Annotated in this window: 30 protein-coding genes; 24 read left to right on the top strand and 6 right to left on the bottom strand. The window is 71.4% G+C overall.

Annotated elements, in window-relative coordinates:
* Window positions 1-83: 83 nt before the first annotated feature.
* From B7R87_RS32945 to B7R87_RS32855, 19 genes are all read left to right on the top strand, one after another.
* Window positions 84-2,366 carry an FtsK/SpoIIIE domain-containing protein gene (locus tag B7R87_RS32945; protein ID WP_006351146.1) on the top strand — a complete coding sequence of 761 codons (2,283 nt, stop codon included), beginning with the start codon at window positions 84-86 and terminating at the stop codon, window positions 2,364-2,366.
* Between the two features lie 229 nt (window positions 2,367-2,595).
* Window positions 2,596-2,799, top strand: a complete 204-nt coding sequence (locus tag B7R87_RS32940; protein ID WP_006351145.1) for a hypothetical protein — start codon at window positions 2,596-2,598, stop codon at window positions 2,797-2,799.
* Between the two features lies 1 nt (window position 2,800).
* Window positions 2,801-3,511, top strand: coding sequence for a hypothetical protein (locus B7R87_RS32935; RefSeq protein WP_006351144.1), 711 nt, complete (start codon window positions 2,801-2,803; stop codon window positions 3,509-3,511).
* Window positions 3,512-3,670: 159 nt separating this feature from the next.
* Window positions 3,671-4,471: a DUF4097 family beta strand repeat-containing protein gene (locus B7R87_RS32930; protein WP_006351143.1), complete on the top strand. Its 801-nt coding sequence runs from the start codon at window positions 3,671-3,673 to the stop codon at window positions 4,469-4,471.
* 63 nt (window positions 4,472-4,534) lie between these two features.
* Window positions 4,535-4,918, top strand: coding sequence for a hypothetical protein (locus tag B7R87_RS32925; protein WP_006351142.1), 384 nt, complete (start codon window positions 4,535-4,537; stop codon window positions 4,916-4,918).
* Window positions 4,919-5,038: 120 nt separating this feature from the next.
* Window positions 5,039-5,281, top strand: coding sequence for a hypothetical protein (locus B7R87_RS32920; protein WP_040917216.1), 243 nt, complete (start codon window positions 5,039-5,041; stop codon window positions 5,279-5,281).
* 68 nt (window positions 5,282-5,349) lie between these two features.
* Entirely contained in the window at window positions 5,350-5,850 is a 501-nt protein-coding gene (locus tag B7R87_RS33290) for a hypothetical protein (protein WP_006351140.1), read from the top strand.
* A gap of 13 nt (window positions 5,851-5,863) precedes the next feature.
* A complete protein-coding gene (locus B7R87_RS32910) occupies window positions 5,864-6,031 on the top strand; it encodes a hypothetical protein (protein WP_006351139.1) in 168 nt (55 codons plus the stop codon).
* A gap of 5 nt (window positions 6,032-6,036) precedes the next feature.
* The gene (locus tag B7R87_RS32905; RefSeq protein WP_391119374.1) at window positions 6,037-6,819 is read left to right on the top strand and encodes a DUF6919 domain-containing protein; all 783 of its coding nucleotides are present in this window, start codon (window positions 6,037-6,039) and stop codon (window positions 6,817-6,819) included.
* A 330-nt stretch (window positions 6,820-7,149) separates the two neighbouring features.
* A complete protein-coding gene (locus tag B7R87_RS32900) occupies window positions 7,150-7,344 on the top strand; it encodes a hypothetical protein (protein ID WP_100249311.1) in 195 nt (64 codons plus the stop codon).
* Window positions 7,345-7,385: 41 nt separating this feature from the next.
* Complete coding sequence (locus tag B7R87_RS32895) at window positions 7,386-7,880, top strand: hypothetical protein (protein ID WP_006351136.1); 495 nt, start codon at window positions 7,386-7,388, stop codon at window positions 7,878-7,880.
* A 59-nt stretch (window positions 7,881-7,939) separates the two neighbouring features.
* Window positions 7,940-8,425: a hypothetical protein gene (locus B7R87_RS32890; RefSeq protein WP_006351135.1), complete on the top strand. Its 486-nt coding sequence runs from the start codon at window positions 7,940-7,942 to the stop codon at window positions 8,423-8,425.
* Between the two features lies 1 nt (window position 8,426).
* On the top strand, window positions 8,427-9,311 hold the full coding sequence (locus tag B7R87_RS34345) for a RapZ C-terminal domain-containing protein (RefSeq protein ID WP_006351134.1): 885 nt from the start codon (window positions 8,427-8,429) through the stop codon (window positions 9,309-9,311).
* 92 nt (window positions 9,312-9,403) lie between these two features.
* On the top strand, window positions 9,404-9,805 hold the full coding sequence (locus tag B7R87_RS32880) for a hypothetical protein (protein ID WP_006351133.1): 402 nt from the start codon (window positions 9,404-9,406) through the stop codon (window positions 9,803-9,805).
* Window positions 9,806-9,860: 55 nt separating this feature from the next.
* On the top strand, window positions 9,861-10,223 hold the full coding sequence (locus tag B7R87_RS32875; RefSeq protein ID WP_006351132.1) for a hypothetical protein: 363 nt from the start codon (window positions 9,861-9,863) through the stop codon (window positions 10,221-10,223).
* A 71-nt stretch (window positions 10,224-10,294) separates the two neighbouring features.
* On the top strand, window positions 10,295-11,017 hold the full coding sequence (locus tag B7R87_RS32870) for a hypothetical protein (RefSeq protein WP_006351131.1): 723 nt from the start codon (window positions 10,295-10,297) through the stop codon (window positions 11,015-11,017).
* A gap of 32 nt (window positions 11,018-11,049) precedes the next feature.
* Window positions 11,050-11,337 carry a hypothetical protein gene (locus B7R87_RS32865; RefSeq protein ID WP_006351130.1) on the top strand — a complete coding sequence of 96 codons (288 nt, stop codon included), beginning with the start codon at window positions 11,050-11,052 and terminating at the stop codon, window positions 11,335-11,337.
* Window positions 11,334-11,609, top strand: coding sequence for a hypothetical protein (locus B7R87_RS32860; RefSeq protein WP_006351129.1), 276 nt, complete (start codon window positions 11,334-11,336; stop codon window positions 11,607-11,609). Before B7R87_RS32865 ends, B7R87_RS32860 begins: the two co-directional genes overlap by 4 nt.
* A 686-nt stretch (window positions 11,610-12,295) precedes the next feature.
* Window positions 12,296-12,958 (top strand): hypothetical protein, encoded by a 663-nt coding sequence (locus B7R87_RS32855; RefSeq protein ID WP_006351128.1) that lies wholly within the window; start codon window positions 12,296-12,298, stop codon window positions 12,956-12,958.
* 2,091 nt (window positions 12,959-15,049) lie between these two features.
* Here B7R87_RS32855 and B7R87_RS32850 read toward each other — a convergent pair.
* The 3 genes from B7R87_RS32850 to B7R87_RS32840 form a co-directional block, all read right to left on the bottom strand.
* Window positions 15,050-15,946 (bottom strand): recombinase family protein, encoded by an 897-nt coding sequence (locus B7R87_RS32850; RefSeq protein WP_006351127.1) that lies wholly within the window; start codon window positions 15,944-15,946, stop codon window positions 15,050-15,052.
* Window positions 15,947-16,101: 155 nt separating this feature from the next.
* Window positions 16,102-16,455: a hypothetical protein gene (locus B7R87_RS32845; RefSeq protein WP_157997850.1), complete on the bottom strand. Its 354-nt coding sequence runs from the start codon at window positions 16,453-16,455 to the stop codon at window positions 16,102-16,104.
* 241 nt (window positions 16,456-16,696) lie between these two features.
* Window positions 16,697-17,089, bottom strand: coding sequence for a hypothetical protein (locus B7R87_RS32840; protein ID WP_006351125.1), 393 nt, complete (start codon window positions 17,087-17,089; stop codon window positions 16,697-16,699).
* A 253-nt stretch (window positions 17,090-17,342) separates the two neighbouring features.
* On the opposite strand from B7R87_RS32840, the gene B7R87_RS32835 reads away from it, so the two are divergent.
* A complete protein-coding gene (locus tag B7R87_RS32835; protein WP_040917214.1) occupies window positions 17,343-18,107 on the top strand; it encodes a helix-turn-helix domain-containing protein in 765 nt (254 codons plus the stop codon).
* Window positions 18,108-18,202: 95 nt separating this feature from the next.
* Here the strand turns inward: B7R87_RS32835 and B7R87_RS32830 are convergent, their stop codons facing one another.
* The 3 genes from B7R87_RS32830 to B7R87_RS32820 are packed head-to-tail and all read right to left on the bottom strand — an operon-like array spanning window position 18,203 to window position 19,865.
* On the bottom strand, window positions 18,203-18,619 hold the full coding sequence (locus B7R87_RS32830) for a hypothetical protein (protein WP_006351123.1): 417 nt from the start codon (window positions 18,617-18,619) through the stop codon (window positions 18,203-18,205).
* Window positions 18,619-18,909 (bottom strand): hypothetical protein, encoded by a 291-nt coding sequence (locus tag B7R87_RS32825; protein ID WP_006351122.1) that lies wholly within the window; start codon window positions 18,907-18,909, stop codon window positions 18,619-18,621. The genes B7R87_RS32830 and B7R87_RS32825 overlap by 1 nt, the downstream gene beginning before the upstream one ends.
* The gene (locus B7R87_RS32820) at window positions 18,909-19,865 is read right to left on the bottom strand and encodes a hypothetical protein (protein WP_006351121.1); all 957 of its coding nucleotides are present in this window, start codon (window positions 19,863-19,865) and stop codon (window positions 18,909-18,911) included. Before B7R87_RS32820 ends, B7R87_RS32825 begins: the two co-directional genes overlap by 1 nt.
* 249 nt (window positions 19,866-20,114) lie before the next feature.
* On the opposite strand from B7R87_RS32820, the gene B7R87_RS32815 reads away from it, so the two are divergent.
* From B7R87_RS32815 to B7R87_RS32800, 4 genes are all read left to right on the top strand, one after another.
* Window positions 20,115-20,798 carry a hypothetical protein gene (locus B7R87_RS32815; RefSeq protein ID WP_006351120.1) on the top strand — a complete coding sequence of 228 codons (684 nt, stop codon included), beginning with the start codon at window positions 20,115-20,117 and terminating at the stop codon, window positions 20,796-20,798.
* 226 nt (window positions 20,799-21,024) lie between these two features.
* Window positions 21,025-21,855, top strand: coding sequence for a ParA family protein (locus B7R87_RS32810; protein WP_006351119.1), 831 nt, complete (start codon window positions 21,025-21,027; stop codon window positions 21,853-21,855).
* Complete coding sequence (locus B7R87_RS32805; protein WP_006351118.1) at window positions 21,855-22,316, top strand: hypothetical protein; 462 nt, start codon at window positions 21,855-21,857, stop codon at window positions 22,314-22,316. Before B7R87_RS32810 ends, B7R87_RS32805 begins: the two co-directional genes overlap by 1 nt.
* Entirely contained in the window at window positions 22,313-22,555 is a 243-nt protein-coding gene (locus B7R87_RS32800; protein WP_006351117.1) for a DUF6372 family protein, read from the top strand. Before B7R87_RS32805 ends, B7R87_RS32800 begins: the two co-directional genes overlap by 4 nt.
* Window positions 22,556-22,805 lie beyond the last annotated feature (250 nt).

Genomic DNA, 22,805 nt, shown 5'->3' with positions numbered 1-22,805 from the left:
ACCCCCGAAAGCGCGGGGACCTGGCGTTCCACCTCCTACAGCGACCGCCAGGTCCCCGCTCCTCCCGAAGGAGAAGCACCAGCATGACGGAACAGCCGACCACCCCGAACCCGGACCGTACGGACCTGGCCACCATCACCTACGTCCACGGCGCGGGGCCGGCCACGGACAGCAGCCCGGCCGACGCCGCCCCCGCTTTGGGTGGCAAGACCGAGGCCACCGACCGCGCGGCCGTGGTCGAGTCGGCCCGCCGGGTCCTGGAGGGCACGGTCACCCCGGCGCCCGCCGAGCTGGAGAAGCCGACCGACCTCGACCTCGACGCGTTCGACGACCGCCCGCTCATCCCGGCCTGGGCCAAGACGCCCGAGGGCTGGGCCATGTACTCCGGCGTCCTGTACCGCTCCCGCCTGCGGGCCTACCGCCGCTGGGTCCGCCGCCAGCGCACCGACCGGGGCCACGCCGCGCAGTTCAAGCGCGGGTCGCGCCGGGTGCAGGACTGGGTCACCGGCTTCGAGGGCATCCAGACCCAGGCGCTTGCCCACCAGGCGTACGTCGCCGCGAAGGAGGCCCGCGGTGCGGCCAAGACCGCCCGCTTCACCCCGGCCCTGATGAAGAACAAGAAGGAGGTCGCCCTCCGGGAGGCCGACCGCACCCAGACGGTCGCCATGCAGGCCGTCGCTGCCCACAAGAAGGCCAAGAGCTACCGCCGGAAGCTGCGGGCCCTGCGCGCCGGCGCGGCGTACGGCCCCCCGCTGGCCGCGATCACCGGCGGCTACGTGGAGGCCGGAGCGTTCGGCGCGTCCGCCGGTCTGCTCGCCACCTTCAGCGGCGGTGCGTTCGCGGGCCGCCACCTGGTCACCGAGGAGACCGACTGGTCCGCCGACTGGCGTTCCCTCGGCGACGGCGACCCGATGAGCGCCCCGATGCTGGACGAGGTGTTCCGCCACGCCAAGGTGATCGGCTCGGACGAGTCGCTGCACATGGTCCAGATGCCGATGCTGGACGCGCGCGGCGCCTGGTCGGCGGTTATTGACCTGCCCCCGGGAATTCCCGCGAGGAAGGCAATGCGCGCCATTTCCGAAATCGCCTCGGCGCTCGGAGTCGATGACGCGCAGGTCAACATGGTGAAGACGAAGGGGAAGGGCGCCCGCTCCGGTCGCCTGGAAATCTACGTCGCCAAGCAACTGCCGTTCACCGAGAAGGCGGACCCGGGCCCGCTGCTCGCGCTGGAGGCCGCCACCAACTTCTGGGGCCGAATCGCGGTCGGACCCGACGTGCGCGGCCTGCCGATTTCCATCTCCGTGGTCGAGCGTTCCGGCCTGGTCGGCGGCGAGCCCGGCGCGGGTAAGAGCGCGTCCGGCAACGTGATCCTGCTGGCCGCCGCCCTCGACCCGCGCGTCATTCTCTGGCTCGCGGACGGAAAGGCCGGCGGCGACCTGGAGCCGTTCGCCGAGCTGTGCGAGTACTTCGAGGGCGACGCCGATCCCGAGGCGTTTTACGAGATGCTCAAGGCGGCCGTCGCGGACATGAAGGCGCGATATGCCCTGCTCAAGAAGCTGGGCAAGCGCAAGGTCACCGAGGAATTGGCGAACAAATACCCGCTGCTGCGCCAGAAGCTGCTGTGGGTGGACGAGTTGATGTTCTACACGACGGACGACGAGTTCGGGAAGAAGATCACCAAGCTCCTGCGCAACCTGGTCTCCCGGGGCCGCGCGGCGGGCATCGTGACCTTCTGCGCCACCCAGAAGCCCGGCTCCGACGTGGTCGACACCAGCCTGCGCGACCTGCTGTCCATCCGGTGGGCGCTGCGGTGCACCACCCCCGAGGCGTCCGACACGATCCTCGGCAAGGGAGCCGCGGCGGCCGGGTACTCGGCGAAGACCATCGAGCCCGAGATGCGCGGCGCCGGTCTGCTCTGGGCCGAAGGGTCCAACCCGACCCTGGTCCGGGCCGACTACTACAGCGACGACGAGGTCGAGCTGCTCTGCAAGCGCGCGTACGACCTGCGGGACGCGGCCGGCACTCTGCCGGACGGACCGAAGACCCTCGCCGACCAGCTCCGGGAGAAGGGCGAGGCCGACGCCGACGTCCTCGCGGTCCTGGTCGACGTCTTCAACGCCTACGACCAGGCGGCCAAGGAGGACGACGCCGCGGGCGAGGTCGACTGGCTCCCGGGCAGCGTCCTGGTCGACGCGCTCAAGGCGGCCGGGATCGAGATCACCCCCGAGAAGCTCGGTCGCCTGGTGGTGCGCGAGGCCGAGGAGAAGAAGAAGCGCGCCTGGGCCGACAGCACGTCCGCGCTCAACGGCTTCCCCCTCGCGGCGCTGCTGCGCACGGTGCAGTCGAAGTACGGCCTCACGGCCTGAGAACCCGGATTCACCCCGGACGGCCGCCCGGTATGTCCTGGTATCACCCCGGACCGGGTGGCCGTCGTCCCGGACAGCGACCCCCTCGACCTGGACGCGCCCTGTCCAGGTCGGGCCGGGTCCCGTCCAGGAGCCTCACCCCTTCTGACCTGCATCAACGCACTCGCCATCCGGGACCGATCCAGGTCCCAAACCCTGACAAACCCGATTCGACGGAGGACGACTCCCGATGGGCGTCAAGTACGTGCTGAGCGAGCCACTGCCCCCGAGCTGGTGGGCGAAGAACAAGGCGGTCGTCGCCGCCGTCGCGGGCCTGGCCCTGGGCCTCTACCTCGCGGGCGGATGCGACGACACGGCCACTCCCAGCCCGAACCACCCCAGCCCCGCCCCGAGCATCACCCAGTCCCGGACCCCCGCGACCAAGGAGCACTGAGATGGTCCCGAAGCCCGACCTCAAGCTCCAGGGCCTGGCCGAGGTCAACGGCCAGCCGCTGCTGTGCGCCGAGTGCGGCAGCGGCTACTCCCTGGAGATCTTCAAGCGCGGCTTCCGCGAGGTGTGGCCGGCCTTCGTCACCTGCCTCTCGTGCGGCAAGGGGGACGACCACCCGGTCATCACCAACGGCCTGGTCGACGCCGCCCTCGCCGCGCGCACCGGCCGCCGCAAGGCCGAGGACCGCGACACCTTCGCCGCCGAGTGGCGCGGTGTCACCCTCACCGGCGAACTGCAGCCCGGGTTCGTCCTGGACGACGCGGTGGTCGTGGTGAAGGTGCTCAAGGAGCAGGTCACCAAGGACGCCAAGGCGTGGGGCCGGTCCAAGAAGCAGGCGGCCACGGCCCACGTGAAGGAGAAGACCGACGCGGTCACCGCGGCGGCGAAGGGCAAGGCCAAGGACGTCACCGACGCGGCGAAGGACAGGGCGGGCGAGGCCGTCAGCACCGCGAAGGCCGCCGCGATCAGCACGGCCTGGACCTTGCAGACCGGCGGGGCCGGGCCGACCACCACCGTGAAGCCGAAGCGCCGGCGCTGCACGGTGAAGGGCTGCCGGGGCGGCAAGGTCACTATCTCGACCCGGCTCCACGCGGCCACGGGCAAGACCTCCGAGGTCAAGATCCCGTGCGGTGTGTGCCACCGCAGCAGCACCTGACGCCACCGGGCCCGGAAGAAATTTCCGGCTGCTGACCTGCACGAACGCACACTATGCAGACTCCGAGTCTGCGAACCCCTGGACATGCAGACTCGGAGTCTGCATCATTGAATTACCGCAAGCGATAAAGCAAGCGGAAACAAGCTGAAGGAGCAGGGCATGACCTCGAAGAACCTCCCCACCCCCGCCGCTGTCGGTCCCGTACTCGCCGACATCACCTGCCCGATGGGCACCGTCCGCGTCACCATCGACCCGGCCGCCAGTGTCGCCCGTGCCGAGGTCCGCACCGACGACGCCACGGGCCCCTCGGCGGACGCCGTCGCGAAGTCCCGGGTCAGCCAGGACGGCCAGCGCCTGACCATCACCGTCCCGGAGGTCGAGGGGGGCGCCGGCGGTATCACCCAGACCGTCACCACCAGCCGCGGCGGCACCCGGGTCACACAGATCTTCGGCAACATCACCGGCTCGGTGACCGGCGTGACCATCGTCAACGGCCAGGTCATCACCGGTGGCGGCAGCGGCACGGTCTCCAGCGGGATCGAGGTCCTCGTCACCCTGCCCGCCGGGTCCGGCGTGCGGATGAACTCCCGCAACGCCGACCTGGTCGTCACCGGCGTACTCGCCGCGCTCGACCTCGACACCCACAACGGCAGCCTGCGCGCCGGGATCGTCGGCCGGGCCAAGGTGCGCGGCCACAACGGCGACAACGACATCCAGGCCGTCCAGGAGTGGGCCGACATCGAGACCCACAACGGCAACACCTACATCGGCACCTACGGCGGTGGCGCCGCCCGGCTCATCACGCACAACGGCAACGTCGAGCTGTCCGCCGCCCCCTCGGCGAGCGGCCAGATCGAGGCCCGCGCCCACAACGGCAACGTCCGCCTGCGCGGCGTCTCCAACCGCCCCGAGCTGGACGTTATCGCCAAGACCCGCAACGGCCACGTCAGCAAGAACTGACGCTGTCCGCAAGCAATCCCGCGATCAAATCCGCCAGCAGAAAAGCAAGCAGGGGAGACAGCAGTGAAGAAGCCCAACCGCCTCGTGACCTTCCTCTACGGCCTGGTCGGCATGGCCCACGCGTACGACACCGCCGACGAGGTCCGCGAGGTCATCGCCGACAACTGCTTCAACACCCTCGCCGAGCGCGCCCGGACCCACGGAGAGGGCGCCGACCGGCTGAGCGACTCCCTCGCCTTCCAGCCCGGCCTGCTCGACCTGCACGACGAGCTCCACGACACCTGGCACTACCTCACCGCCCTCAAGGCCCGCGCCCGCGACCTCGGATACGGCACGCTCACCGAGAACCTGGACGCCGCCGCCGACTCCACCCGCGACGTCCTCCAGGCGGTGGCCACGGCCGCCGAGAACACCGTCCCCTCCCCCGCGATCCCCGCGAGAAAGTAGGGACGCCCCGTGGCGGTCGCCATCCCGGCCAAGGTCCGCCGACCGCCACGGGCCCCGATCCCGCTCCGCAAGGGCAGCGGGGGGAGCCACATCATCCCCGACACCGAAACGGAGCCAGCAATGCCCAGCCCCGACCAGGAAAGCCGCGCCGCGGCGAAGGACCGCTTCACCGAGCTGAAGAAGGTCCGCGACCAGGCGCACGAGACCGCTGAGAAGGCCAAGGCCGCCGCCGACGAGGCGATGTGGCAGGCCATCGCCGCCGAGCTGGACGCGGGCAACGCGCTTCAGCTCGACGTCGTGGAGGCCACCGGCTTCTCCCGCGACCACGTCCTGCGCCGCACCAAGCCGTACCGCCAGAACTGACCGGCCCGGCCCCCGGAACCCCCGGGGGCCGGCCACTTCCCCAGACCCAGAAAGCGGAGGTCACCACCGTGAGCACCGAGAGCGCCCCCCAGATCCCGCGCACCGAGGCCGCGGTGCAGCCGTACCGCCCGTACGAGGTCGACGTCACCCCGCACTACCGCCTCCCCGTCCAGGCCCCGCTCTCCGGCCCGGTCGAGCTGTACGCCGAGAACGACCCGGTCGTCTGGGTGCCGGACGCGTACGGGCAGATGGTCCCGATGCGCCGGTCCGCCGCCCCGGCCGCGATGCAGCCGATGCCGCCCCGCGACCTCACCCCGCAGCCGCTGTTCGACGTGCGAGCCCAGCGCATCGCGGCCGGCGGCATCCTCGCGGCCGGGACGGGATGGGGCATCGGGCAGGCCCTGGCCCCGCTCGCCGGGATCAGCGCGGGCGCCCTGATGTGGCTGGCCATCGCCATCGTCGCGTGGAAGATCGCGCCCGCCGCCGCCGGTCCGAAGGTCGAGAACCACACGCACGTCTCGAACCACAACAAGTGGTTCGGCCGGTCCACCACCACCGTCAACCACTGATCGGGAGACCGCGATGCCGAGCAAGAAGGCCCTCAACCCGCCCGCCGGCGAATGCACGCAGTGCTGGCTCCACGCCTACGACAGCCGCGAGCAGCACAAGCACCTCGGTCCGCGCGAGGACTGCCCGGCGTGCGTGGACCACATGAACAACGGCCACGGCAACATGATCGTGGGGCGGTGACCACCATGCCGCTGCCCTGGATGAGCCGCGCCGACCGTCGCCGCTGGAAGTCCGCCCGCTCCGTCCTCGACCTCGGCACGCTGATGGCGCTGTGGCTGGAGGGCGAGATCGCCTCCCGTCCCGGCTACCAGCCGCGGTTCGGGCCCGACGAGGAGACCGCGCACCTGGTGCCCACCCTCGCTGCGCTGTGCCGGGCCGGGTACGTCACCACCTGCTCGCAGCCCGGATTCGCGGGCACCGGCGCGGACGGCCTGTGGTGGGAGCAGCGCGCCGCGGTCGAGCTGGTCGTCACCGACGCCGAGCTGCTCGACCGCCTGGTCGCCGCCGCGAGCGCGGCCGGGTTCATCGTGCGGATCAACGACCACCGCCGCGACGGCGGCCTCCAGGAGGACGGCGTGGTCGTCACGACCCGCGACGGCGAGGCGGTCACCGCGTTCGGCGGCCGGATCGGCCGGGCGGACATGGCCATCCAGTGGCCCGGCCTCGACCGCGCCCTCTACGACCAGGTCGCCCACGGCACGTACGTCTCGATCATCGCGCCGGAGTACGGCCTCGGCGGCGAACGCCTGTGGGTCGTCCTCGACATCCTCACCGGCCTGCGTCCCGTGCCGGCCCCGGAGGACGACCCGTGGTCCGACGAGCCGAAGTGGGACCCGTACGAGGACCTGGAGCCCGAGCCCGGAGAGTGCGCCCTGTGCGGCGCCCCGATCCACCACCGGGGCCCGTACTGCAGCGAGGCGTGCGAAGAGGCCGACGCCGACCGCGACCAGGAGCAGCCCGCCCGCTGACCCGCACCCGGCGACGTCGCCCTGGCCAGCACCCGCCCTCCCCCGCTTTTGGGTGGCAGGAGATCAGCCCGGAACCGGCCGCAAGCCCGGCCGCTTCCGGGCTGAGTGCTGAGCGGCTCCGGTGAGACGCGGACCACACCCGGTACGCGCCCCGGGAGCGGACGACACCCGCCGTCCGCGAGATTCTTTCCGGGCCTGACCAGCACAGACCCACGCTATGCAGACTCGGAGTCTGCGAACCCCTAGACATGCAGACTCGGAGTCTGCATCATTGAATTACTGCAAGCGAAAAACCCAGCGGAAACGCAAGCGACTAACTCAGGGGATGACATGCGACAGACGATGCCGAGCGCCGACGAGAACGCCCGCGCGCTGGAGCTGGCCACGCAGGTCGCCGCGCTCCTGGAGCAGCTCGACGCCTTGCAGCCCGGCAGCGTCCAGGCCGGACCCGGCCGCATCTCCGGCCCCGGCCTGGAGATCCGCCGGAACTTCGAGGGCGGCTGGACCGTCCGCACCGACCGCTGATCACCCCGACCGCGCACCGCCTCCCGAAGGAGCCAGAACCCATGACCGCAGCAGCCGTCTTCGCCGCCGTGTTCATCGCGCTGTACATCGCGCACAGCGTCGGCGACCACTGGGTCCAGTCCTCCCACCAGGCCGCCCACAAGGGCGAGAACGACCGGAACCCCGGCCAGTCCAGCCGCGCCGGTCGGATCGCCTGCACCATGCACGTCCTCGGACTGACGATCACCAAGGGCATCGCGCTCGCCGCGGTCGTCCTGGTCCTCGACCTCCCCGTCACCGTCACCGGCGTGGTGGCCGGCCTCGGCATCGACGCGGCAACCCACTGGTGGGCGGACCGCCGGTCGACGCTCGCCTGGCTCGCCAAGGTCACCGGCAAGACGGAGTTCCTGAGCCTCGGCACGCCCGCCAACCCGGCGCACCCGGTCAACGCCGAAGGCGGGTACGCGCCGACGCTCGGCACCGGCGCCTACGCCCTCGACCAGAGCTTCCACCACCTGTTCCTCGGCGTCGCCGCGCTCCTCATCGCGGCGCTGTAAGCAGGGCACACACAGCCAAACCAGCTAGATAATCCGCGACTCACTCCGGAAGGACCCCAGTGGACCGCACCCCGAAGCTCCCCCTCGACCAGGAACTGCAGGCGGCCGTCGCCATCGTGCGCATCGGCCTCGACCGCATCCGCGACGCGGCGTGCCGCACCGAGGACGTCGGCCCGCACGCCGCCGCCCTCCAGGCGCTGTACGACCCGGCCCACCCCGACGCCGGCGTTCTCGCGGCCGTCGCCGACGTCGTCGGCACCATCACGGTGTCGGTGACCGAGGTCGACCACGACGACATCGACCGCGTCACCGAGCTGCTGGACGAGGCCCAGGGCTTCGTCCAGGACAGCACCGGCGACTGCATCCGCCACGCCCTCGACCTCCTGGCGCCGCTCCTGACGCGCTGCGAGGAGTGCGGCCAGCAGAAGCCGGACGTGCAGGTCATGGCCGACCCGTTCTCGACCGCGCTCTACCCCGAGGAGACCGACCACCGGCAGATCCCGCTCTGCCCGCCCTGCGCCACCAAGCGATTCGAGGAGAGCTGACATGACCACCATCCGCATCGTGTCCTTCGGCTACGGCCACGCCCCCGCCCCCACCGCCGACCTGGTCTTCGACTTGAGGGCCCTGCTCCGCAACCCGTTCCACAACGAGGAGTTGAAGACCCTCACGGGCCTCGACCAGCCGGTGTACGACCACGTCCGCGACACTCCGGGCGCCGAGCGGCTCGCGTTCAACGCGGTCGCCACCGCCCGCGGCCTCGCCGAGGACACCGGCGCCGACGTCACGATCGCGTGGGGCTGCACCGGCGGCCGGCACCGGAGCGTCGGCCTGGCCCGCCTCACGCACGAGCTGCTGCTCGGCGTCGGCGACGAGGCCACCATCGAGCACCGCGATGTCGACCAGGACCTCCTGCCTGCCGGAGTCCACAACCGCACCGAGCCCGAGCCCGAGACCATCCGCTACACCGCCGACGTGGTCGCCATGACGCCGGACGGCGACGTGCTGCTCATCGAGCGCGGCTGGCCGCCGCACGAGGGCGCATGGGCCTTGCCGGGTGGTCACGTGGACAGGGGAGAGACCGCGATCGAGGCGGCAGTCCGTGAACTCGCCGAGGAGACCGGCGTCCACGTCCTGGCCTCCGACCTGCGGGAGATCGGTGTCTTCGACCGGCCCGACCGGGACCCGCGCGGCCGGTACGTCACCGCCGCCTACCTCGCCGTCGTTCCGGCCGGCACCCCGATCGTCGCCGGGGACGACGCCCGCACCGCCCGCTGGTGGCCCGCCTCCAGCCTGCCGACGCTCGCCTTCGACCACGCCGACATCCTCGACCTGATCCCCAGGGCCCCCGAGGCCCTGAACCCGACCGACATGCTCATGGTCGACCTGGACGGCGGCCGCGGTGGTCCCCTTCCGGGCGACATCGCCTGATCCTCCCAGCGCTGTCCGAACCGCACGACAGGATGAACCCGGGGTCGCCACCACGGCGGCCCCGGCTCGCCGCACAAGGAAGGCACCACCTCATGACGGACCTGCACACCCTGCTCGGCGGCTCCACCCCCGAGAACAACCTCGCCGAGGAGTACGCCCGCGTTGTCGACCACTTCGGCCGCATCGCGGGCGCCATCGAGGACGGCAACCTCTACTACGCCTGGGACAAGGTGAGCGGGCTGCGTAGCGCGCTCGACGCTTTCGAGGCCCGGCTCGGCGAGGAGGTCACCGACGACGGCGAGACCTTCCAGCGGTTCGCCGGACGGGACCTGGACGGAGCGAAGACCGCCACTGCCGCCGTTGCCTTCGCTCGCGCGTACCGCGCGGGCCAACTGCTGCACCCCGCCGAGCAGATCAAGGACGAGGCCGTACGCCAGGCGGTCCTCGACGGAGAGGAGCGCACCCGGCGCTTCCGCGCCGAACTCGACGGCTGACGACGACCACCGAGACGACCACAACCACCACCGCATCTCAGAGGAGACCGACCCCATGACCGACAAGACGCCCGCCAAGCTCGCCGACGACGCGTACGAGGCCCTCCGTGCCCTCAACCACGCCACGCTCGCCCCGACCCGGGGAGACGAGGACTGGGAATTCCCCGGCGACGCCTACAGCGTGGTCGGCAACCTCTCTCAGGCGGCGATGGTCCTCCCGCAGGCCCTGGAGCAGACCGAGGCCCTGGTGAAGCACCTTGAGGCGAGCGGGAACCTGCGCAGCGACAGGAACACGCTCGACACCGACCTCGCCGCCACGTACGACGGCCTCGCCGAGGCGAAGGCGGCGGCCCAGACGCTGTTCGAGGCGCTCAACCGGGCCCACTCCGGACTCAGCCCCATCGCGTACAAGGACTGATCGACCCACCGCTCGTTGGACAGACGGACCCCGGGGCCGATCGGCGGCCCCGGCCGATCAGAAGGACCGGCATGAATCCGAACACCGAACCGCTCCCGCCCGTCAGCGGCGGCTCGCTCACCGAGCTGCGCGACCTGCTGAACGTCACGGACGAGTCGTGGGCGCGCATCGTCCCCTGGCTCGTCACCGGGATGCTCCCCGACATCCCGCGCCCCCTGCTGCTCCTCACCGGCGGACCGTGCAGCGGCAAGTCCCTGACGGCCCGGATGCTCGCCCACCTCCTGGACGCGGGGGTGGTGCCCTTCGGCCGGCTCCCGCACAACGAGGACGCGTGGCAGGCCGCACAGGCCGGGGCGGTCGCCGTGTTCGACAACGTCACCCGCATCCCCGACGAGACCTCGGACCGCCTGTGCCGCGCGGTGACCGGCGGCACGACGGTACGGCGCCCCCTCTACACCGACACCCCGGTCACGGTCGAGGAGCCCAGCCGTGCGGTCATCCTCGCCGGGACCATCGCGCCCGACGAGCTGAGGGCCGACCTGGTGGACCGCACGGTCGTCGTGGAGCTGGAGCACATCACCGCGCCCCGGCCGGAGTCGGCACTGTGGGAGGCGTTCACCGAGGCCCGCCCGCGCATCCTCGGCGCGCTGCTCGACCTCCTGGTCGTCGTGCTCGGCAAGCTGCCGGCGCTCCGGGAGATGGCCGACCGGGGCGAGATCCCGGCGCACCGGCTGGTCGACCACGCCCTCGTCATCGTCGCGCTCGAAGAGGCTGTCCCGAGCGCGGGAGCGTAGGAGACTCGACACCACCGACCCAAGGAGGGGCAGTGACCGCACAACCCGAGCACCACGACGTCGCGCCGCCGATGCGCACGCTCGCCGAACTGCGCAACGCCCTGAGTGTGTGGGGCATCCCGGGCGACTCCGAGAAGTTCGAGAGGGAGCTGGCGGACGCGGACCTGGACGACCTCACCCGTGTCCGCGAGATCACCCAGGCGTACCGGCACCGGGTCCTGCTGCGGTGCGACCCGCAGGCGATGGCGGCCCTGATGCGCCCCACCCACGACGTCGCCTTCGAGCTGGGCCAGAAGATGGCCGAGAGGAACGCCAGGTGACCTACGCGTTCTACAGCGACGCCGCCGAGAAGATCCTGCGGGGCGACCTCACCGTCAGCGAACGGACGGCCGTCATGTCGGTGCGGGCCTCCCTGGAGGACGACCCCACCCCCGACCACGCGCGCGGGCTGCCGGACGCCGACCCCCGCTCGGAGTCGTACGCCATCGACCTGCTCCCCGAGCAGACCGGCGGACGCGGGATCACCGTCGTCTACCGCCACGACCGCGACCTGGACGCCGTGCTGATCCTCTGGCTCATCGCCGGACCCTGATCCGGCGCCACCACCGAAGCGACCCCCGGCAGGGTAAGTGCCGGGGGTCGCTTCGTGCCCAGGGTAGGCGCGAGCCCACCGGCCGCCGACCCCGCCACGACTCGGACCGCCCCCGGTCCGACGACGAAGAGTGTCTTCACCGATAACTTGCTCGACCTCGGTCGGGCACGCGGGAGAGTCATACTTCCGCGCGGGAGTATGACTCCCGCACCAACTTGCTCCTGGCCGGGGAGTGTCCCGGCCTCCATCTTGCTGCCCTCCTTGATCGGGCCTCGCCCACCCCGGCCCGCCGTCGACAACGACGACCAGGAGCACCCCGCCGGACAGCCGCCCGCGCACGTACACCTCTGGCACTTTTGCTCTCCGGCCCGCCACACGGACTCCCCGCCCGCTGACCTGCTCTTCCGGTAGACGCCAATTCGTCCCGGACGTAACGGCTGCACGAAGCACACCATGTGCATTGCCTTGGCCTACCGCGCGGCTCCGCTGACCTGCGCGTTGCGGAGTTGCAAGAGATGTCATGCCGCTCGCTCCCGACCCGGGGACCGTGCGCGCCCCCGGTGAACGACGCCTCGATGACCGCGCACCTCTGGCACTTTTGCATCGGGCGTGCTGACCTGCGCCGATTCCACGGCAAGGCCAACCCGGTCACAGCTCATGCATTACGAATGACCTAGGTTTCGTCCGTGACGAATCAGCAGCGGCCGTACACCGATGAAGAACTCGCCGAGATGCTCGGCGTGCGAGTGCCGACGACCGAGAACGACGACCAGGAGCAGCTCGGCGACGTCCTCGCCGAGCGCGTGAAGACGACCGTGCACGACCGCCTGGTGCGCCGTACGTGCGAGTGGTGCGGCGACCCGATCGACTACTCCGGCGTCGGCCGGCCCCCGCGCTACTGCAAGGACTCGCACCGCAAGCGCGCCTCCGAACTGCGCACGGCGCAGGCCCGCGCGGACCGTCCGGTCGACGTCGGCGGGCGCACCACCGAACCGGTCCGGGAGGTCATCGAGCGCACCGAGACGGTCACCCGCACCGTCGTACGGCGCGGCCCGGGAGAGGTGCGCCGCATCCCCGCGGCGCGTGCGAGCGGTGCGCCGTACACCCTGCCGGAGGGTGCGCAGGAGTGGTTCCAGGCCCTCCAGTACCTCGCGGGCGATGCGCAGTCCGGGAGGTTCACCGCCGACCAGAGGGCGATGCTCGCGGGTGCCTGCGAGGCCGTCGTGGACGAGCTGCGTCGCGGTTCCGGGCTCACGCTGGCGCCCTACTCGGCTCCCGTTGCGCAGCCTGCGCTCTCCCGTGCAGAGCGTCGCCGCCGGGAGCGGGAGGCTCGCAAGCATCGCGGTTGAGGACCCCTCAGCCGCCTGCAGAACAGAAGCCGGACGAGGGTCTGCACCGTCGATCCGCGGCCGGACAGCGTCCCCCCGACGTCGTTCTCGGCGAGCAAGTTGGTGCGGAAGCATAGCTTTCCGCGAGCCCGGCCGAGCCGAGCAAGTTGTCCCGCACGACCGTCCTACGGCGGTCGAGCAAGTTATCCCGTGAGCATCGCTCCCGGGGTGCGCACCGGCCGGGGGCTGCCGGTGCGCTGGGTGTCGTGCACCACCTGGCGGGGGTGCGCTGCACCGACCGGTGCGCACCCGCCGGCGGACGGTGCAGCGCACCCGGTGCGGGTGGCGACGCACCACGTCGTGCAGCTGCACGCGGTGCGCGCCCACGACCCCTTCAGCGCGTGGCGGACGGGGTCGATGCGCGCCGTCTTTCGTCACGGACGAAACCGAGGTCATTCGTAATGCATGAGGTGTGACCGTCTCGATCATGAAGCGCGGAGCGCGGTGGACGGGACGGTCGATGCGCAGCAGCGGGTGTCCACGGTCGGGCTCTCCGAGCACGGCGGTGGACACCCGGGGTTCCGTTTGGGGTCCTGTTGCGAGTCCCGTTTGGAGTCCCGTTTCGGGTTCTCTACCGGGTCCCGTTTCAGGTCCTCTTCGGGAAGCGGGCGGATACCGGTGCAGCACGGCTCTGACCTGGAGGACCAGGGGTGCACCGCGAGGGCCAGCGGACGCCGACTACTTCCCTGGGGACCCCTCTGGCTCCCGCGAGATGCCCGGCCCAAGGGTCCGCCGGCCTTTGTGGTCGGCCACAGCCTGGTGCTCGACGTCGTCCAGGAGCTGCTCTGCCTCGACGCGCTCGGCGAACAGCAGCCGCGGCGCGGGGCGTGGTCCTGGCGGTGCTCGGGCCGGTGGCCACGTCGGGTTTCGGGGCCCCCGGTATCGGAGCGGAGTGACGATACCTTGGTCCTCGCTCACCGGCTTGCCCTACAACTGGCTCTACAACTGGCCGTACAAGTTGCCCTACAGCTAGCTTCCGGGCTTGCCGTACAACTTGCCTCCACGCGGCGGCGGCCGCGGTTCTCTCGTGGGGCTGAGCTGGGTGGTCAAGGGGCAGCGGCGGTGCTCCGGCGCGCCGACTACTTCTGTACGGCACCCCTCCGGCTGGTCGACGTACGAAGTCGCACCTCTGGTCGCGCTCCTGGTCGCGGTTCTGGTCGCGCCTCTGGTGCCGTCTCAGGTCGCGCCTCTGGTCGCGCCAGCCCTCGCGCGGCCGTGCCTCACCCGGCCCTACGACCAGCACGTTCGGCACGGTCTCCGGCGACGTCGCACGCCGACTACTTCCCTACGGACCCCCCTCCGGGCGGGAGACCGTGCGAAGTCGTGTCCCCAGCGGCGGCCGGACCGTCGACGTCGTCGTGCTCCTGGTCGTGCTCGCCGTCCTGGCGGTCGAGTTTCTGGACTTTCTGGACCGCCCCATCGCGGGCGCGCGCGAAGACGAACGGACCAACCCGTGCGCGCGGTCCACGGGCTTACTGGGGTCAGTAACCCACAACTCGCTGCCGCCCCCTGATGCCGAGCCGAGTCCCCCAGGGGGCGGTGTCCTCCGGCGCGGACGGCCGTCGCCAGGACGATGCCGGACCGCGCCGGGGGATGCCGACCGGAGCGGGGGCCTGGGGGCCGGCGAAGGCCACCAGCGGCCACCGGGCTCAGGCGCGGCCCCGTCGACGGCCGCCACGAAAGTGGGCCCAGTTGGCACTAACTCGCTTCCGCTCCCTGCGGGCGAGTGAGGGCCGGACCGCTCGCCACGTCCGTCGGCGGAAACTCCCGCCACCCGACCGTGCCCGGTCGCCGAGGAAACTCCGCGCGCCGAGTGCGCGGCGGCGGCTTACTGATATCAGTGAGCACTAACTCGCTTCCGCCTGCTGCCGTGCGGTTCGTCCCGGCCGCCGTGGTGGCTACTGGGTGGCTACGCCGGTATCCACGCGTTGCCACGGCCGTCTCCGCCCGCAGGATCGTTCCTGACGAACCGGAGACCGTCCCGGAGCGCGGGAAGGGCCCCGTGCGCGCCCGTGGGCGGCTCCGGGGCCCCGTTGGTGCCCTGTGGTGCTCTCAGCGGCTCTCAGCGGCCTCCAGCGCCGCCGTGGGCTTCGTGGCGGCCACCCGGTCGTCGTGCTCGCGCAGCATTCGCATGACGGTCGGCGCGGAAGGGTGCTGGCCCTTCTTGCTGCCCTTGGTGATGACGAGCCGCGACGCGATCTCGCGCAGGCTCAGCTCCTGGTCCCGCAGATGCAGCGCCATGCCGAGCATGTCGTCGTTGGTGACGCTCGCGCCGCCGATGCTCTTGCCCCGGAGGCGGGCCGACTCGTGTCCCTCCAGGGTGCGGTCGCGGATGTACTCGCGCTCCATGCCCGACATCGCGGCGAGGACGGTGAAGACGACACCACCCGGGTCGTGGCTGCCCTGGAGGTCGCCGGTGAGGAACTGCAGGCCGATGTCGCCCGCGCGCAGCTCCTCGGCGAGCACCGCGAGGTCCATGCCGCGGCCGAGCCGCTTGTGCTCGTGCACGACGAGGGTCACCGCGACGCCGGAGGCGCGGATCTCGCGGGCGAGGGTGACCGCCTTCTCCAGCTCCGGGCGCGAGGTGACGCGGGTCGAGACCTTCTCCGAGAAGACCCGGGTGACACCGGCCTCCGCGAGGGAGTCGAGCTGGGAGTCGAGCGACTGGCGGGCGGTGGACGCACGGGCGTACCCGATGCGGACGTGGCCGACCGGTTCGGCGCCGGCCCCGGCCGGGCGCGGCAGCTCCACCCAGGCCGTGCCCGGCTTGCGCACGGCGGGCACCGGGACGTTCAGCGTCTTCGCCAGCGAGGGCACGAGCCGGAACCGGGCGGTGTGGTACTGGATAGCCACCCGGCCCTTGGTCGTACGGCACGGCGAGCCCGCCGGGGCCGCGCAGGTGGACATGGGGCAGTCGTGCGCTTCAACGCGCTGGAAGTCGTCGGTCACGCGATCACTGTTTCATGTGTCTGTTTCAGATGCCAGACCATTTGAAACAGCCTATGAAACAGAAAACGGCCAGTGCCGCCGTTGCTCGGCGGGGTGTTACATGAGCGACCACCTATGTAACAGCCGCTCCGGCTCCCCATGATCCATCGTTACGGCTACGCGTCACCGGGTGACGTCTCCGGCAACGAGCGTTCGGAAGCGTCACGGAGCCCGGCCCGGAGCCTCCAGGCCCTCGTACGGCAGCGCGGCGAGCAGTAGACCGAGTCACGCCGCTTGCGCAGGGAGACGCTCCACCCGCAGACCGGGCACCGGCCCTCGACGTACCGGTCGACGCCGCCCGCGAGGATCTCGATCCCCTGCTGGACCGCGCGCTGGAAGATGTTCTCCCGGCGCTGGACACGCCGCCAGTGCCTGCTCCGGCACGTCGCGTCGCAGTACCGCCGGTTGGGCCCCGCGTCCTTCGGCAGCACTGCCCGGCAGCAGCCGCACCGTCGCACCTTGCTGGTCACCTCTCCAGCATCCTCGCGGTCGGGGACAGCCGTCCCCCACGGGAGAACGATGATCCGACCGGGTACCCCGGGTACCCGCCGCGCCCCGGCCGCCGGCCCCCGCTCCCCGCACATCCTCATACCCCTGAGTTGGAGCAGGATCGGCCTCACCCTGTTGGACTTGCAAGCCTGTGAGCTGCGGAGAGTCCGCAATGTCCGACGAGTTTGGTCGACCACCGGGTGTTGGACCGGTTGCACGGGTTCAGCCGGTGGTCCGTACGCCCTTCCATCCGGGTCCGAGTCCTCGCCGCGGCGGTCGCTCCGAGCGCGGCGCGGGCACCTCGGGCGCCTCCTCGACGGCCCCCGGCACGAGTCGGCGGCGCAGTGCGGCGGTGGCGGCCGGCACCGCCGCGAGGGCGCGCGCGGCCTCCGGGTCGATCGCCGCCAGGGCCTCGGCGAGGAGGTCGATGGCGTCGGCCGCGTCCTCGACCGCGCCCGCACTCCAGCTCCCCGGCGCCACCACGTCGACCAGCTCGCACACCGCGTCCGCCACCGCTTCCGCCCGCTGCTCGACCCCCGGCCCTGCTTCTCCCAGCCGCTCCGCACCCACTCCGACGACCACCAGATGCCCGCCGCCGCTCTCCCCCTGCTTCATCCCCGCACCCTTCCTGACCCTGCTCACCGACCCTGACCTCCCGACCTGCCTCCCCTCATCCTTCTTTGACCTCAGCCCCGTCCCGACCGACACCACACCCACTCAGAGGGACGAAGGGTGGGTGTGGTGTCGGTCGGGACGGGGCGAACGCGCAGCTCACCGACACCCTGGGGAGGCAGGTCGGGAACACCCTCGGAACACCCTGGGGCATGGGCTGGAGTACACCCGTGTTTACACTCGCGGCCTTGACCGAGTGATCACGAAGGGGGCCGTGGTGGACCAGGGCAGGCGATGGCAGCTCACCTCTCGGGACCTGGAGCTGCTGGGGTGGGTGGGCCGCTGGCGCGGGGTGACGTCCCCGCAGATCGCCCGCGGCTTCGACCTGTCGGTGAAGGTGGTCGAGCGCCGGATGCGGGCGCTGTCGGAGCTGGGTCTGGTCGAGGGCCGGCGGATGCTCGCCGACGTCCCGCGCGTGCACTGGCTGACCCGGGCCGGGATGACTGCGGTGGGCATCCACGGGGACGTCGCCCGCCCGAAGCTCGCCGAGCTCCACCACGACCTGGCGGTGGTCGACGTCGCGCACTTCATCGAGCGGAACCGGCGGCACCTGGTGGTGACCGAGCGGGAGATCCGGCGGCGCGAGCCGAACCCGGCGGCCGGCCACGAGTGGCGGCTGTACGACGGGGTCGAGATGACGGCGGGGCTGGGCACCGGCGGCCTGAAGTTCCCCGACCTCGCCTCGGTGCGGCTGGAGGAGATGGACGTCGTATGGGCGCACGAGCTGGAGCGCACCCGCAAGGACGTGCCGCGGCTGACCCGGCTGATGCTCTCGTACGTGTGGTCCGACGCCGTCACGTACGTCATCTACTGGACCTGGCCTGAGCTGTACGACAACACGATGCGGGCGGCCGAGGCCGCGAACGCGTCGGCCCGGGAGCTGGGCCGGGGGCCCGCGGCGATCGGCGTACGGGTGTGGGAGCCCTCGTTGCTGGACTCGCTGGAGAGCGGCACCGCGTAGCCCCGCCCGGCATGACGAAGGCCCGCGCCGCTGTCGGCACGGGCCTGTTTCGTCCTGGACGGAACGCGAGTTGCAAGAGGTGTCAGTCCGTCCGACTACCGCCCACGGCCCCGGTGGAAGCCCTGGTGTGCGGCGGCGCGGGCGGCACCGTGGCGTCGCTTGCGCGCTTCCTCGGGGATCTCGGCGACGGCCTCCAGCTCGGTGCGGATGGCCTCGGCGTCCGCCGGCGGGCGGCCCGTGGTCCGTTCGTAGTCGGCGAGCAGCTCGTGGACGAGTCCGGTCAGCCGGGTGATGCGCGGGTCCCGGAGCCGTTCGAGCGGGACCTGGACGTACGTCTCCTCGAACACGTCCGCCTCGACCTCGACCGGCAGCGCGTTGCGGTCGGTGCTCCACTGGCCGGTGTCCGCGTCGTACGTGACGGGCCGGAGCGTGACGACGGTCGAGCCGTACTCGCGTCCCCAGGAGCGGAAGTGCTCTCCCGCCGGGGAACGCCAGACGTCGGAGGCCGACATCAGGCGCCCACCTCCCCGCGGCCACCGCGCGGCAGGGACCGCCGTGATGTGCGCGGCCGTGGCCGGTCTGCTCGTTCGACGGTCACCTCCTGGTCGTCGTCGCCGGGCGCGGCCGGTGCCTCCAGGAGCAGCACCTCCATGAAGACCCGGGCGCCGCCGTCACGCCGGTTGGGCACGACGGACACGTTGCCGAGGACGACCTCCGGGGATGCCTCCAGTGCGCGCTGCACGGCGTCGGCGGTGCGCTGTGCCTTGCCCGGGTCGGAGTCCATGATGCGCAGCGAGGACATCAGGCGCTCACCTCCGGCAGGCCGACGCCGTACCCGTCCAGTGTCCAGGCGGCCCTCTCCCAGACCGGCTCGGTGCCGTCCGCGATGCGGTGCAGCACGGCCGCCATCGCCTGCCCGTCCGCCGCCACGTCCAGCGAGCGCGTCCACGGCATCGGGAGGTCGCCGCTCCACTCCCACGGGGCGCACGCGGTGGTGGACGAGTGCCGGTCGGTCCAGCCGAACCACCCGGCCCAGATCCGCGTCACGCTCGCGTTCGCCGCCGAGTGGTGCGCGGCCCACGGGTGCAGCGGGTCGCGGCCGGAGGCGACCGGTCCGGAGTTGGCCGGGCGCAGCAGGGCCTGCGGGTAGCGGCGGTGGGGGCCCATGAAGTCAGGCTCCTCGACCACCCGCCGGTCCGCCAGGAGCGAGTCGAGCTGGTCGAGCACGGCGCCGCGCTCGGGGCTGCCGTACTCCCCGGCCGGGGCGGCGTAGAGGACCTGGCCGTCGTGCACGGCGACGACCGCGACGCCCTGGGCTTCGGGGAGCGAGTCGGGTTCGACGTCCACGACCAGGAGCACGGCGGCCGGGTCGGCGAGCAGCTCGCGCGCGAGGGTCTGCGCCTGGTTGTGCTGGTCCCACAGCGTCATCGCGTACCGGCACGGATCGCAGAACCGGCCCTTGCCGAGCGGCTCCGTCTCCTCGGCGCCGCACCGCCGGCACCGGTACTGCAGCTCGCGGGCGCGGTCGAGGACGGCACGCTGCGCGGGCGACACCGTGCGCTTCGGCACGGCGGTGTCCACGTCGTACAGCGGGGCGTAGCTGTTGCCGTTGTAGAGCACCTGGCCCACCGGGTCGGCACCGGGCTTGAGCGGCGGGTCCATCCGGCCGAGCTGGGTCTTGGTGTGCAGGCCGTCCGGGACCTGGTCCCAGCGGGTGTACCGGGTGAGACCCGGGAGGGGCGGAATCGAGCGGGGCAAGACGACCTCCTGTGAAGGTTCCTGTAAGGCACGGTAGAGCCGAATACCAGGCCGCGCAACAACCCGAAAACGCGGGTTGACCTGCGCGTTTAGTCACGCGTTATCTAGCTTGCTTGAACATTTCTCGCCAGCGGAAATGCTAGCGGTTTAGCAAGCACCGTGGAACTCGTGAGACCGTCCTACGCGCGTGCGCGTGAACGGTCTCAGGAACGGGTCTGTGATCCGGTCTATCTAGCTAGACTGCGCGCCATGTCGCTGATGCCTTTCGTTGTCGCCCTGGAGCCCGATGACCTCACCGCGCTCAACGGCGTCGTGCGGGCCGGCCACAAGGCAGAGCAGGAGTGGCTGGACGCTGCCCGGAAGATGCACGGCATCAAGTTCCTGCGGGGCAAGGCGCTGAGCGAGGCCCGCAAGGAGATCCGCAAGGAGTTCCGCCGGCTCCGCGAACGGGGCAAGCTCGCCGGAACCCGCGACCTGGTGGTGAGCCGCGAGGTCCGCGCCGAGCTGAAGCGCCGGGGCCTGGACCAGAAGTACGACTCCGTCCCCGCCGAGGAGGCCGCGATGCCCGGCCGCCGGGTGGGCACCGGCCCGCAGCACTACCAGCGCAGCGGCTCGGAGCCGACCAAGCTCACCGGCCGGATGCACGTCAAGCTCCCCGGCTCCCTCGCCGAGCAGCTCATCCGCGGCTGCTACTGGACGTCCGCGCCGGCCGTGACCGCCCTGTGGGAGTGGCAGGAGCGGTGGGGAGACGGACCCGAAGTCATCTTCCGCGAGGCAGAGCGGCGCGGCGCCGTCACCATCCTCGACCTGTGGTGCGCCGCGATGGCCCCCCGCCCGGACGCCGACGCCATACTGCAGAAGGCCCAGCTCCAGGCCCAGATCGTCACCACCGGCGACATCATCCGTTCAGCGGTCAAACGCGCCGCTCGCTGACGTTCGTTACCACTCACTACCACTCGCTGATAGTGGCATGGCTTTCACCTGCCCTTTTGCGGTCAATCAAGCTAGATAGCGCGCGAAGTCCAGCGGGATTCCCTCCGGTCGGCCCGCTGGCTTTTCCGCTTGCGGGATCACAGGCGGGAAAGCGTGCGGGTCAGCTTGCGCTTAGGCAAGCGGTGTCGGCACTCTTCGGCTTACCTGAAAGAAGGAGGGAGGACCCGTGGCCGAAGACCCGGACATCGTCGCTGAGGTCAGCGAGAAGGGTGGCGTCGGCAAGACGTCACTGACGGCGGGACTCATCGCCGTGGCCGCCGAGATGGGACTGCGTGTGGGCGGTGTCGACCTGGACCCGCGTTCGACGCTCACCGACGAGCTGGGCATCACCGACCCCGTGCTGTCGGTGAACGACATCTACTACGTCGACCCCGAGAAGCCGCCCCGGGACCCGGCGCTGATCGCGCGCGACGCGTTCGTCCCCGCGGGGAAGGGCTGGCCCTCGAACGTCCGGGTGCTGCCCTGCATCCGGAAGTTCGGCAACCGCGAGACCGATGCCACCACCGGCATGGAGTTCCGGTTGAAGCGTGCCCTGTGGGGGCTGCGCGAGGAGGTCGACGTGTTCTTCCTCGACGTCCCGCCGCGCGCCGGCGGGAAGCTCGTGGGCTCCGCGCTGATCGCGGCGAAGAAGGTGCTCATCCCCGCGACGCTGACCGACGACGGACACGACGGCGCGACCGAGGCCATGACCTCGATCGAGCACTACACCAACCCCGGCGGCCTGAACGAGGGGTTGAAGGTCTCGGGGGTCGTTCGGAGCATCGTGCCGCGCGAGAACGAGTACCGGCAGATCCACCAGGACTGGAGCGACCGCCTGGTCGAGGACTTCGGGGACCTGATCCTGCCGACCATCATCCGCAACTACGCCATCCGCGAGGTGTGCCGCACCGGCTCCATGCCGATCACCGCCGCACCGGGCCGGGAGGCGAAGCTGCTCCAGGAGGTCTACCGCGAGGTCCTGTTCCACACGCTGCCGCACCTGAAGGAGAAGTCCTGATGCCCACCTTCGCCGAGAAAGCCCGCCAGGCGCAGCAGGAGAAGCGCTCGGGTCAGGGCGAGAAGGACCCCGCTGATCTCTCCGGCTCGCAGGAACCGGACTGGGACAACCCTGACTCCTGGGGTGGCGACGGGTCCGATGCTGGCGATTCCGCCAGCGGGAATGCTGGCGATTCAGCGGACGGGAACGACGGCCAGGCGCCGGAGCCCGCCGCCCCGGCCACCCGGACGCCCAAGGCCGCCTCTCGTACGGCTCGGCGGCGGGGCCGGCCGCGCGGTCCGGATCGTGAGGCGCTGACCGTGCGCGTCCTGCCCGCGACCAACCGGATGCTGACCGTCGCGGTCGAGGAGACCGGCCTCAATCCGCAGACGATCGTGGAGGAAGCGATGCAGGCGCACTTCCGGAGGCTCAAGATTCAGGACCCCGGGCCGGAGTCAGCTTCCGGGGAGGGTGTTGCGTGACCGGGTTCGAGGAACCCATCCTCACTCTCCGGCTGCCGGTCCTGCTCGACTGGGAGCAGAACCGGCCGGGCGGCTGTCGCTGCCTGTGCGCGATCTTCCACCGCCTCCCGGGCGCCACCGGCTGTACGACGGCCGCCGAGCCCGGCCTGCTGCTGCGTGTTGAGACTCCCGCCGAGACCAGCGGGCCCCTGCCGGTGTGCATCGGCTGCTACACCGCGCTCGCCCCGCTCTGCGTCTGACCGGCCCGTCGCCCGCGTTTCCGCCTGCCTTTCCGCAAGCGGGAACGTGGGCGTTCTGCTGTCCGGGCAGCACCGGCGGGCTGGTGGGACGCACTCTGCGCGGTGGGACGCTCCCGGCGGCGCGCCTGGAGGGGGGGAGGGGTAGAACGGACAAGCGCGTTCGCGCTTGGCACCCCCGGGTGCGGGCCCCTTGCGGGCCGCGCGTTCACCGTCGACGGCCGAACCGGCCGCGGCCGGCCTCCCGGCCGTC

This window comes from Streptomyces tsukubensis (assembly GCF_003932715.1).
GTDB classification, from domain to species: Bacteria; Actinomycetota; Actinomycetes; order Streptomycetales; family Streptomycetaceae; genus Streptomyces; species Streptomyces tsukubensis.
This window is presented reverse-complemented; position numbering and strand designations above follow the sequence as displayed.